Here is an 11297-nt window from a genome sequence, read left to right as displayed (position 1 = left end):
GTTATCATACATTTTGGAATGATTATCTGAAAGCCTAATCCATCAACATTAGTTGAAGGTGAAAACAGAATATCGAAACGTTTGAAAAAATATTTTTAAGCGAAAATAAAGTGAGTATACTAATTTAAGCAGTGAGGCAATGCGTAATGCATTATTTATTTCATTATCGTGGCAATCCGATTTTACAAATGCCATTTCAGCTCATGCAAATTTATTGGATATCGACGAACAAATGGCCACTGGCGTTTCCGTCACATCAACATGGTTCACCGCATGATTGGCTCCCGTGTTGGCACCGTGGTTCAGGCAAAGATTATTTGCAAGGCGCTCAACAAACATTATATTTTTTAAAGATTCGCATTCCCTCAGCAGCTATTTAATCCAGCGCAACAAACTCCCGAATTATCCCCCCGAACTAAAAGGCCGACTCGGATTTAAATTTTAATAATTTATCACATCAATCGTAAATCGTATTTTGTGAGGCGGATGCACTTCCCCTACAAATTCGATTTACTCACATTATTCAACCCTATAAAAATCCGTTTTTTATCCGTTAAATCCGTTCAATCTGTGCCTGCCTGCCGTGGCAGGTTCCTTTCAAAAACACATCCACCAAAAAAATCAGCGAGTATCATCACATATCATCCAAAAAAAATCAGTTTAAATCCACCCAAATCAGCGACCCGCCTGCGGGTTCCGCGCCTGCCTGCCGGTAGGCAGGTTCCTACTGTATCTTCACCACCTGCATCCCCACTTCCCCATTCACATACAAATAATACAATCCCGCCTGTAAATCCCCACCGGTAATCGTAATTAAATTATCCCCCTCTACATCATCTTCCGCAACTAAATTCCCCATCACATCATACAACATCCACGAATCAATTAATCCTTTCTCGCTATTCAAATAAATATTTTCAGTAAACGATTCGGATAAATATTAATATCATTTTAATAAAGGATTTGTTTCAATTCGGTTAATTCATCCAATCTATATTGGCTAAAAAACCGCCAAATTTCTCGGCACGCATTAATATCTAAATTCGCAACACTAAAAATGTAACCGCTGTGCCAGGCCATGTATGACCGCCATCAATAATTTAAATAATTCCAACATTAATATCTTTTAACATGCATTGTATACAATGCTCAGCAGTATAAATCCGAGGGCACTAAATCCGAATTGCTGTAAATGTTGGTGCTTCGTTGCATTCGATTTTGTTTACCCAATAACTTACAACTGAGTCAACCGATAAAAATCCGAAAGCACCATCATAAGGTACAGTGCCATCTGCGTTGCCATGAATTTGCATCACGGGTGTATTATGTTGTGGGTCGCAAAACGGCATTCTATCTTCATCAATACTCCCCGCAACACTCGCAATAGCAGCTATGCGATTACTTAATTCACATGCCAACGTATGACTCATAAATCCACCATTACTCATACCGGTGGAATAAACACGATTTAAATCAATATTATATTCTGCGTCCAGACTATCAATTAAAGCACTTAAAAATGCCACATCATCAACGCCTGTTCCCGGGGCGATAAAACAATTCCAATATCGGTTGCCGAAAATATCTAATGTGCCATTCGGAATTACGGTTAAAAATCCAGCAGTATCTGCTATCGGATTAAAATTGTTATACCGACTGACCAAATGCATCAGAAGTATAACCATGTAAATTAAATACCAGCGGCGCAGGTGTATCCTCCGAATATGCAGCCGGCACATACAAGCGATAATTGCGATAAATACCGCCGTAAAAATACTGTCGATAATAGTTACCTGCGCGTTGGCTGAAAACATCGCAGCAAGCATAAGGCTGAATAAAATAATTCTGTTTTTCATAATTGTATATACGATTACATAAAGATAAGGGTTTAATTAGCAAATTTGGCAGTGAGCAAATTAGCTAATGGGATTGCTGCGCAATATTTTGGGTTGTGATCAAACTTGGAATGTGTAAGCGTAAAAATCCGGCTGTTTAATTGGTATCGGTAAATTTTTCACATTGGTACATCAATAAGCTGTTTAATCAGCATATTGAGGGAAAATTCCACAATAAATAAATAAATCGCATCATAGAAATCCAACCCGGCGCATTCGCTGAAAGCCTTTTATAATAAGCATTTCAGGAGTATATATTAACATAATTTTAAGTTTGGTTCAATTTTTCGACTACATAATATGAATGCTCACTAAAACCTTGTCAAATGAAAAAAATATTATTTATATGCAGCGCAATTCTATTGAATTTGCATGCATTCAGTCAAAGTAACGCCGGTTTTTATGGAGGTTTGAACTATTCAAATGTAACGATGGAATCACCATCCATTTCTTCCGAATCAAGAACCGGATTTCAATTAGGTGCATATGTGCGCTCAGGAAATATTTTATATGGTCAGTTCGGTCTCCGAATATGTTACCACCCAAAGCTATTTTTCAATAAACGATTCAAACGATATTTACAATGCAGATGAAGTGAGATGGCATATGCTGAATTTCCCGATTTATGCAGGTTTAAATTTGATACCCGTAGCGGATCGTTTAATAAATGTGCGTGTATATGCAGGGCCGGATGTATCACTGGTCCTTAATGTTCCTGTTAACGATTTATCGTTCGCTCCGGAAGATTTTGCTAAAGTTCGTATTGACGGAACCGTTGGTGCCGGATTTGATTTATTGTTATTTAGTTTAGATGCAGGATACAACTTCGGTTTAAGTAATGTTTTTTCTGATAATTATAACGGTAAAGCACATTACGCTTTCATGAAACTCTCGGTTAAAATTTTAAATAATTGTTGTTGCTGTTCATTTACTAAAATGCGGATATTATTATAAAATAATACCCGCATTTATTAGTTTCGAAAAAGTCAAAATATCTGTTTCCTGTAACGTTGTAAACTTAATTACATCAAACAAAAACAATTCATGATCACCACTTGGAATAACTGTTTTTTTGTTTAGTAATAATAAAGCCGCAACATTTTCTAAAACAGGATAGCCTTGCCAAGTTGTAATTAATTTTTTCTTGTGCAGGTAATTTTCCTTATTGTAATTAGTCCCCGATTTTTTACCTAAAATATTTACTAGTTTAATTTGCTCAGTGCTTAATAATTGTAATACTGCTGTATCTGTGTGTTGTAGATTAAACAACGTTTTAGTATTGTGATAAACTGCCACGGCATACATTTTCGGCAACATACTTACTGCAGTTACATAAGTGCAGATATTCATATTAAATTGTGCATCAGCATACGTTGCCAAGGCTGTAAACTGGCTGATCTACAATATTCCAGGGGCGGCGCATATTATTGGAACAAGAGGATTAACTGAATGTTCAAACATCACGTTCCGGGTCATACGGCTCGAAATTTGCGCCACCGTTCTTTTTATCGATAATAAATACGATAAATAAAACAGCCCAACCGAAAACACCTAAAATGTAGGGTAGGGTATCATGAATAAATGAACCGGGCGGACAAATAAAAAAGCAACTTATTGCAGCAATAAAAATTCCTGCAATTAATACAACCAGTTTTGAACGACGCGAATTAATCATTGTATTTATCTTCTTCAAAACCATATTTATCTACAAATGCGAGCACAGCATTTTTAATAATATCGCGAATCATTCTTGTTTTAGCCAACTTCTCTTCATAAGTGCCACCTAAACCTGAAGGGTCTTCAAAATCCCAGGCCAGTTTACTGTGCATGCCGGGAAACACCGGACAACGCTCCGAATTTTTTGCATCACAAACCGTGATTACATAATTAAACGATTTGCCCTGTTCATGTAAACTAAACACATCTTTAGTCGGGTTTTCAGAAATATTCATGCCCTCCTCAGCCATTACTGCAATTGCCAAAGGATTCAAAACACCCGGCTCCAAACCGGCACTCTCCACTTCAAACATGTTCCCCCCAAAACGTTTTAAATACGCTTCTGCCATCTGGCTTCTGGCCGAATTATGAATACATAAAAATAATACACGTGGTTTTTGCATATAATTTGATTTAATCGTAATATAACGATAATATAAATTTAATCAGCAACAGTCATTATCTGCTACCGGTCAGGTTAATAAATTGCCTAATACCATTTGCATTTGCTCCCAGACTGCTGCATCGATACAATAACAAATTTTAGCACCTTCAATTTCGCCTTTAATGATTCCGGCTTCTTTCAATTCCTTCAAATGCTGAGAAACAGTGCTTTGCGAAAGGGGCAGTTCTTCTACGATATCACCGCAATAACAACTTTCTTTTTTTAACAGGATCCGTAAAATGGCTACCCTTGCCGGATGCGCCAAAGCCTTGGCGAAATTGGCAATACGGTTGTCTTTTACCGAAAATTCCTCTGCTTTAGTTAGTCCCATAATATCGCAATATTACGATAGAATATGCGAATAAACAAAATCACCATCATTAGAAACCGTTTCAATCGGATTAAGTGATGATGTATTTGCAGTTATTTAAAATCGCCTTCACTTATCATTTAGAACCCCTCCGCATTTTATTTTTACAACCGAAAGCCTATATTTGATTATTAAAATCACTTTATTTAAACCAAACACACATGAAAAAAATTACGCTCCTCTTTCTGAATCTCGTATTTTGTTTCACCTTATTTGCTCAAATTAATATCGACTGGCAATCCAATTCCGGTGGGAGCGGAGCAGATGAAATTTATGCTGTACTGGGAACTTCTGACGGCGGTGTTATAACCGGGGGATTTTCCACCTCAGGAATCAGTGGGAATAAAACAGTTGCATCATGCGGGGCTACAGATTATTGGGTAATAAAATACAATGATGCCGGTGCAATCGAATGGCAAAAAGCATACGGTGGTTCCAGTGAAGATTATTTATATTCCATTGTAGAAACCGACGATGGCGGATTTTTATTAGGTGGCTCAAGTCAATCGGGAGCAACGGGAGTTAAAACAGAAGCGCTAATTGGTGTTTCCGACTACTGGATAATTAAAATCGATGCAACAGGAAATATTGTTTGGCAAAATACAATCGGTGGGAATAGTTCAGATAATCTCAATGAAATTGCTAAAACTTATGATGGTGGATTTATACTTGCCGGTTATTCCTTCTCTGGCATCTCCGGGGATAAATCTGAAAATCCCTATAATGCTTCAAGCGATTATTGGATAGTAAAAATAGATAGTGTTGGCAATATTGTATGGCAAAATACCATTGGTGGAAATAATGCTGATAATCCAAAATCTGTTTATTGTAACCCTGACGGTACCAGTATTGTGCTGGGATATTCATTAAGTGGTGCAACCGGAGATAAAACCGAAGCCAATTTAGGGAATTATGATTTTTGGGTGTTAAAACTCAGTGCAGCAGGTGGTGTATTATGGCAAAATTCGATAGGTGGAAATAATGCAGACATGCCTAATAGTGTTGTACCGGCAATTGATGGAGGTATCATTATTGGCGGTTATAGCGGTTCCGGAATTTCCGGCGATAAAACGGAAGCATTAATCGGTATTTATGATTATTGGATTTTGAAACTCAATACATCTGGAAATATCCTTTGGCAAAATACCATTGGCGGAACATCCGATGATTATTTATTTAAAATTGTACCTAATGTAGCAGAAAATAAATATTTTTTATTCGGCTATTCTTATTCCGGAATTGGTGGTGATAAAACAGAAGCCGGAGATGCAACCGCTAATTATTGGATGCTCGAAACAAATTTATCCGGAACTATTGTTGGGCAGGAAACCATTCAGGCAACAGGATATGATTTTGGTTATGATGCAAGTATATGTGTAGATGGTGATTATGTTGTTGGTGGTAAATCAAATAGCGGAATTGGTGGCGATAAAACAGAAAATAATAATGGTGATTTTGATTTTTGGTTAGTAAAAATGACAACCTGTGAAGCAACAACCGAAGTTTGTAATACACTTGATGATGATTGCGACGGATTAATTGATGAAGGCGTGAAAAGTATTTTTTATGGTGATTCAGACGGTGATGGTTTCGGCGTTCCTGAAATAACAATATTGGCATGCTCCGCACCCGAAGGTTATGCAGATATTATTGGCGATTGTTATGATGCAAATCCTGCTATTTATCCCGGTGCTACTGAAATATGTAATGGGGTTGATGATAATTGTACCGGATCGGTAGACGAAGGTTTACTCATCACATTTTATGCGGACAATGATGGAGATTCATACGGTGACCCAACAGATTTCGAATTATTTTGTGAGGGTATTGCTGGTTATGTGGAAGCTAATGGTGATTGCAATGATGCTAATAATTTAATTAACCCCGGCGCAACAGAATTATGTAATAATATTGATGATAATTGTGATGGAAATATTGATGAAGGTTTAAATGTAACAGTTACAATTTCCGCTTCAGGTCCAACAACAATTTGTCAGGGCAGCAATGTTACAATAACTGCTACACATAATGGCGATGCATTGCAATGGAAAAAGAATGGTGTAAATATCGCCGGTGCAACAAGTGCATCATTATTGGTTAATGCCACGGGAAATTATACTTGTATGGCTTACTCCGATTGTGATACAAATACTTCTTCAATAATTACTGTTACCGTAAATAAAAATCCAAAAGCAATAATATCTGCAGGCGGACCAACAACATTTTGTCCAGGTGGAAATGTTACTTTAACAGAAACACCTTCGGGTGGATGCACCTATCAATGGTTTAAAGGTGCGGCAGCTATTCCAGGCGCAACAGGAACAACTTATGTGGCTACAACAACGGGTAATTATAAATGTCGCGTGACAAAAACCGCCACCGGATGTTTTAAATTATCGAATGCTATTGCAGTGTTGGTTACGTGTAAAGAAGGAGAGAGTTGACGTCAAATAATATTTCCATTTTCCCAAATCCAACTTCCGATAAATTAAATATCGTTGCCAAAAATATTGATATTGCTGATTTAAAAATAATTAACAGCGCAGGTGAAATTGTTCAAATAATAAATAACTGGCAAAACGAAACGGTAGATGTAGCAAATTTACCTGCAGGCATTTATTATTTGCAATTGTTAAGCGAAACAGAAATTTTTCAGCAAATATTTGTGAAACAATGATGAAGATGAGTGATGAGCGATGAGTAATGAGTGGTTTATCGTAAAGATTGAATTAAGTTTATGACTTTTACTTTTTTCTAAAATTGACATTATTTAAACAGCCGAAACCACGGAGCAACACAGAGGAAATACACACAAAGGTCACGGAGAATTTCGGCTAAAATTGTTATTTATTGTGATTAATTTTCAATAAATTGTATAATTAAATTTTTTCGAAAAATTCTTTGTGTTCTTTGTGGGCTGTTTCCTCCGTGCACTTTGTGGTTTCGGCTGTTAAAGGTGGAATTAAATTAATACTGAGTGGTTTATCGAAAAGATTGAATTAGGTTTATGACTTTTTCTTTTTTCTAAAATTGACATTATTTAAACAGCCGAGACCACGGAGCAACACAGAGGAAATACACACAAGGTCCGGAAATTTCGGCTAAAATTGTTATTTATTGTGATTAATTTTCAATAAATTGTATAATTAAATTTTTCGAAAAATTCTTTGTGTTCTTTGTGGGCTGTTTCCTCCTGCACTTTGTGGTTTCGGCTGTTAAAGGGGAATTAAATTAATACTGAGTGGTTTATCGAAAAGATTGAATTAGGTTTATGACTTTTCTTTTTCTATTGACATTATTTAAACAGCCGAAACCACGGAGCAACACAGAGGAAATACACACAAAGGTCACGGAGAATTTCGGCTAAAATTGTTATTTATTGTGATTAATTTTCAATAAATTGTATAATTAAATTTTTTCGAAAAATTCTTTGTGTTCTTTGTGGGCTGTTTCCTCCGTGCACTTTGTGGTTTCGGCTGTTAAAGGTGGAATTAAATTAATACTGAGTGGTTTATCGAAAAGATTGAATTACGTTTATGACTTTTTCTTTTTTTCTAAAATTGACATTATTTAAACAGCCGAAACCACCAATAAAAAAAAGCCACTAAAAAACGCAAAGATTATTTTACAATCTACTTAGCGTTCCTTAGCGGCCTTCGCGACTTCGCGGTTATGGCTGTTAAATAATGAGATTAATTTGATTTTAATCACTCATCTCTCATCACTCATCCCTCATCACATTACCATAATCTTCTGAGAAACAGTTTCTTCACCACTAATTAAGGTTACGATATAAAGTCCCGGTGCAAATGATTCCAAGTTTAAATCAATTTTATTAGTGGAGTTATAATTGCGTGTGATTAATTGTTTGCCATGTGAATCAGACACCTGAACCAAAACCGGGCTCGATGAAGTATATTCAATACGCAATACCGATGTAACAGGATTAGGATATACATTTAAGCTGGAAGCCAATTCCTGATTTATTGATGTGCTGGCATATTTATTTTTTGCAAATTGCGAATTATCACAAACAATTTCAGAAACTAAACTTGGAATAAATCCGGATACATACGTATCGGTTAAGGTATTTATCGCAACCATTTTAAGCAAATTGGTAGTGTCGATGGCTGCAATTAAATACGTACTGGTATTTTGATCAAAACAAGACGAACCACCTACGTAGTATGGGAATTCAGCTAAATCGACACGGTTAATAATATCACCGGTTACTGTATTTATTTCAATAACATATCTTCCACTGAAATTAAATAACGTGTCGTAAGTATCATTTAAAGCGAATAATTTATCATTCTCATTATCATAATTAACACCAAAAATATTATTTATTGGTGCTGTAGTATTTAAAATAGTTCTTGTATATGAAAAAACACTATCTCTCACCGAAATGGCATATAAACCTATAGCAGAATCATTCGTGTAGCCTACATAGTAAATAATACCATTGTTGGAATCAAAACCAATTGCATCAGTAACAATACCAATCACGCCGGGCTCATTAATAATACCAATTAAACTATCTTCATTCGTGTTCACATTAAATTCGTAAATGCTGATATTTTCATCCGTTTCCATAATGAGGTTATACATTTTTCCGGTGCTCATATCAAATTCTGATATATTGGAATATGCAGAACCATCAACCAGATTTTCCTCAGCAGTTCCCGAATTAAAAGAATACAAACCCGAACTGTCACCCGAAAGTCCCGTTAAGTAGTAATTCGCATTGTATGCATCAAATGCTGAAGAGGAAAAATAATAACCATCCAAAAACGATGGCGTTACGGTCACCGACAAAGAATCAAACGCTTCCCACTGAACAACGTCAATTTTAGCTGTTGAATCGTTAACGGAAGCTCCAATAAGACTGATTTGAGCGTTGGTAGTGGCGTTAAGGGTAAATACTGTTGCGAGGCCAAGTAATAGTTTTTTCATGATGCTAAGTTTAGTCTCCTAACACCGGGAAGGTGAGATTGTTCACATTTTTCTTGATTGATATTGGTTTCAACCAGTCTCCTAGGGTTTGTTGTCGTGGAGTTTCCAACTCCAGACGCCACGCCGATCTCTGACCGCATTAAACGAGCGATTCCGCCAATTAGGCTAGCAAGTCGAGTTTAAATGAATTTCAATTTGTTCCAAATTTCTCGTTTCGCGTTATGCGAAATGCGAAATCGTGCCTATATTTGCACTATGAGAAAGCACAATGGCATGCGTCCACAAGATATTGCTGTTCTATTGAAAATAGTCGCTATAGAACAGGAACATTGGCAATTGGTCGGACTTTCGAACTCAATAAAAATAAGTATATCTGAAATATCAGAATCCTTAAACAGAAGTCGCCTGGCTAATTTGATAGATTTTAATAAGAAAAAAATTAATCGTCAAAATTTTCTCGAATTTTTGGAACATGGTGTAAAATATGTATTTCCTCAGCAACCCGGAGCTATGGTAAGAGGTATTCCTACTGCACATTCCCATCCATTTATGCAAAATAAATTTATAAGCGACATGCATTATGTATGGCCTGACACTAATGGGAAAGTTATGGGTTTAACGATTGAACCCTTTTATCCAAAACAGGTTGAGGCTGTTATGGAAGATCAGGATTATTATAAATTGCTGGCTTTAGTTGATGTTGTTCGTGTCGGAAAAGTCAGAGAAATTAAATATGCGATTAATGAATTGAATAAAATTATTTCCAATGAGTCATCACACTAATACAATTAGAATTAAAGCCGTTGCCAAAGCTTTAGATGATTTAAACAAAAAAATTGTCTTTGTCGGCGGAGCCACTATATCGCTATACCCTGATAGACAAGTGTTTGAAGTAAGGCCTACTGATGATGTAGATGTAATTATAGAAATATTAAACTACCAAAATAGAACGGAACTGGAAGAGAAACTACGAAATATTGGCTTTGCTCCCGATATTGAATCTGGTGTAATTTGCCGCTATAAAATTCATGGTATAATCGTCGATATTATACCTACAAACGATTCTTCTGTCGGATTTAATAATAAGTGGTACCCTGATGGATTTAATCAGGCAGTTGATTACCAAATTGATGAACAATGTACTATAAAAATATTAAGTGCTCCCTATTTCTTAGCTACAAAATTTGAAGCATTTAAAGGTCGCGGAAATAATGATGGTAGAATGAGTCAGGATTTTGAAGACATAATTTATGTCTTAGAAAACCGAGCGACAATTTGGGAGGAAATAATTAATTCAAATGAAGAAGTAAAAAATTATTTGCGCGATGAGTTTCGCAATTTATTGCTTAATCCAAACCATTCTGAATGGATAGATGCGCATGTGGAAAGAGGATTTCCCCCGGCGACAGTTGCTATTCTTGAAGAATTGAAAAAAATTGCAATGTAATGTTATCAGACAGATGTTGTTGAGGTAACGCGCCTCAATAGTGCGAAAAATCAACCAATAAATGCGAAATTTTTATAACTACGGCTTTACCCCAAAAATGCGCGCATAAGGTTTCACCACCTTTTTTATAATGCGAAAAAAAACGGGTGGTGGACCGGCAGGAACAGAATCGAACAATTCATCCAACACACAAATTTTTGCAAACATTTTTAATGTAAGCCCATTCGATTGCATTAATGGATATAACTGATCAAGCGAATAAACAAATTCAACAGGCACAAAATCTTCCGGTTTTTCCGAACGCAGCACTACTTCGTTATTGGTAGTATTCCACATTTTATGGTAAGCCCCTGCGGGAAAATTAATGCGTCCACCTGCACCAACCTGTTCCTCTTTTCCATTTAATTTATAATTCAAAGTGCCACTCACAACACTAATAGTTTCATGCATATGTTCGTGCATATGTTC

General features: G+C 36.3%; 14 protein-coding genes. 6 read left to right on the top strand and 8 right to left on the bottom strand.

Annotated features, from left to right (window positions below):
* The first annotated feature begins 139 nt into the window (after window positions 1–139).
* Window positions 140–277, top strand: coding sequence for a hypothetical protein (locus IPI65_08325; protein ID MBK7441522.1), 138 nt, complete (start codon window positions 140–142; stop codon window positions 275–277).
* A gap of 447 nt (window positions 278–724) precedes the next feature.
* Here IPI65_08325 and IPI65_08320 read toward each other — a convergent pair whose 3' ends face one another.
* Both IPI65_08320 and IPI65_08315 read right to left on the bottom strand, forming a co-directional pair.
* On the bottom strand, window positions 725–907 hold the full coding sequence (locus tag IPI65_08320; GenBank protein MBK7441521.1) for a hypothetical protein: 183 nt from the start codon (window positions 905–907) through the stop codon (window positions 725–727).
* A 265-nt stretch (window positions 908–1172) separates the two neighbouring features.
* On the bottom strand, window positions 1173–1856 hold the full coding sequence (locus IPI65_08315) for a hypothetical protein (GenBank protein MBK7441520.1): 684 nt from the start codon (window positions 1854–1856) through the stop codon (window positions 1173–1175).
* A 549-nt stretch (window positions 1857–2405) separates the two neighbouring features.
* Between IPI65_08315 and IPI65_08310 the strand changes: the two genes are divergently transcribed.
* Window positions 2406–2849, top strand: a complete 444-nt coding sequence (locus IPI65_08310) for a hypothetical protein (GenBank protein ID MBK7441519.1) — start codon at window positions 2406–2408, stop codon at window positions 2847–2849.
* Here IPI65_08310 and IPI65_08305 read toward each other — a convergent pair.
* The 4 genes from IPI65_08305 to IPI65_08290 all read right to left on the bottom strand — a co-directional run bounded on the left by IPI65_08305 (window position 2844) and on the right by IPI65_08290 (window position 4387).
* A complete protein-coding gene (locus tag IPI65_08305) occupies window positions 2844–3275 on the bottom strand; it encodes a flavin reductase family protein (protein ID MBK7441518.1) in 432 nt (143 codons plus the stop codon). The genes IPI65_08310 and IPI65_08305 overlap by 6 nt on opposite strands.
* A gap of 73 nt (window positions 3276–3348) precedes the next feature.
* Window positions 3349–3570 carry a hypothetical protein gene (locus tag IPI65_08300; GenBank protein ID MBK7441517.1) on the bottom strand — a complete coding sequence of 74 codons (222 nt, stop codon included), beginning with the start codon at window positions 3568–3570 and terminating at the stop codon, window positions 3349–3351.
* Window positions 3563–4015, bottom strand: coding sequence for an arsenate reductase ArsC (locus IPI65_08295; protein MBK7441516.1), 453 nt, complete (start codon window positions 4013–4015; stop codon window positions 3563–3565). Before IPI65_08295 ends, IPI65_08300 begins: the two co-directional genes overlap by 8 nt.
* A 69-nt stretch (window positions 4016–4084) precedes the next feature.
* Window positions 4085–4387, bottom strand: coding sequence for a winged helix-turn-helix transcriptional regulator (locus IPI65_08290; protein MBK7441515.1), 303 nt, complete (start codon window positions 4385–4387; stop codon window positions 4085–4087).
* Window positions 4388–4587: 200 nt separating this feature from the next.
* On the opposite strand from IPI65_08290, the gene IPI65_08285 reads away from it, so the two are divergent.
* Window positions 4588–6870 carry a putative metal-binding motif-containing protein gene (locus IPI65_08285; protein MBK7441514.1) on the top strand — a complete coding sequence of 761 codons (2283 nt, stop codon included), beginning with the start codon at window positions 4588–4590 and terminating at the stop codon, window positions 6868–6870.
* Window positions 6867–7103: a T9SS type A sorting domain-containing protein gene (locus tag IPI65_08280; protein MBK7441513.1), complete on the top strand. Its 237-nt coding sequence runs from the start codon at window positions 6867–6869 to the stop codon at window positions 7101–7103. The genes IPI65_08285 and IPI65_08280 overlap by 4 nt, the downstream gene beginning before the upstream one ends.
* 1058 nt (window positions 7104–8161) lie before the next feature.
* Here the strand turns inward: IPI65_08280 and IPI65_08275 are convergent.
* On the bottom strand, window positions 8162–9382 hold the full coding sequence (locus tag IPI65_08275) for a T9SS type A sorting domain-containing protein (protein MBK7441512.1): 1221 nt from the start codon (window positions 9380–9382) through the stop codon (window positions 8162–8164).
* A gap of 255 nt (window positions 9383–9637) precedes the next feature.
* Here IPI65_08275 and IPI65_08270 point away from each other — a divergent pair, with 255 nt between their 5' ends.
* Both IPI65_08270 and IPI65_08265 read left to right on the top strand, forming a co-directional pair.
* A complete protein-coding gene (locus IPI65_08270) occupies window positions 9638–10165 on the top strand; it encodes a hypothetical protein (protein ID MBK7441511.1) in 528 nt (175 codons plus the stop codon).
* A complete protein-coding gene (locus IPI65_08265; protein MBK7441510.1) occupies window positions 10149–10829 on the top strand; it encodes a nucleotidyl transferase AbiEii/AbiGii toxin family protein in 681 nt (226 codons plus the stop codon). Before IPI65_08270 ends, IPI65_08265 begins: the two co-directional genes overlap by 17 nt.
* A gap of 78 nt (window positions 10830–10907) precedes the next feature.
* Here the strand turns inward: IPI65_08265 and IPI65_08260 are convergent, their stop codons facing one another.
* Window positions 10908–11291, bottom strand: a complete 384-nt coding sequence (locus IPI65_08260) for a cupin domain-containing protein (protein ID MBK7441509.1) — start codon at window positions 11289–11291, stop codon at window positions 10908–10910.
* Window positions 11292–11297 lie beyond the last annotated feature (6 nt).

Source organism: Bacteroidota bacterium (assembly GCA_016706255.1).
Lineage (GTDB): Bacteria > Bacteroidota > Bacteroidia > Chitinophagales > BACL12 > UBA7236.
The sequence above is the reverse complement of the archived record's forward strand: the minus strand, read 5'-3'. Positions and strand labels throughout refer to the sequence as shown.

Bases quoted from the DNA above. Each gene is read 5' to 3' on its own strand.
- IPI65_08325 (MBK7441522.1), top strand. From the start codon at position 140: ATGCGTAATGCATTATTTATTTCATTATCGTGGCAATCCGATTTTACA.
- IPI65_08315 (MBK7441520.1), bottom strand. From the start codon at position 1,856: ATGAAAAACAGAATTATTTTATTCAGCCTTATGCTTGCTGCGATGTTT.
- IPI65_08310 (MBK7441519.1), top strand. From the start codon at position 2,406: ATGGTCAGTTCGGTCTCCGAATATGTTACCACCCAAAGCTATTTTTCA.
- IPI65_08300 (MBK7441517.1), bottom strand. From the start codon at position 3,570: ATGATTAATTCGCGTCGTTCAAAACTGGTTGTATTAATTGCAGGAATT.
- IPI65_08295 (MBK7441516.1), bottom strand. From the start codon at position 4,015: ATGCAAAAACCACGTGTATTATTTTTATGTATTCATAATTCGGCCAGA.
- IPI65_08290 (MBK7441515.1), bottom strand. From the start codon at position 4,387: ATGGGACTAACTAAAGCAGAGGAATTTTCGGTAAAAGACAACCGTATT.
- IPI65_08285 (MBK7441514.1), top strand. From the start codon at position 4,588: ATGAAAAAAATTACGCTCCTCTTTCTGAATCTCGTATTTTGTTTCACC.
- IPI65_08275 (MBK7441512.1), bottom strand. From the start codon at position 9,382: ATGAAAAAACTATTACTTGGCCTCGCAACAGTATTTACCCTTAACGCC.
- IPI65_08270 (MBK7441511.1), top strand. From the start codon at position 9,638: ATGAGAAAGCACAATGGCATGCGTCCACAAGATATTGCTGTTCTATTG.
- IPI65_08265 (MBK7441510.1), top strand. From the start codon at position 10,149: ATGAGTCATCACACTAATACAATTAGAATTAAAGCCGTTGCCAAAGCT.
- IPI65_08260 (MBK7441509.1), bottom strand. From the start codon at position 11,291: ATGCACGAACATATGCATGAAACTATTAGTGTTGTGAGTGGCACTTTG.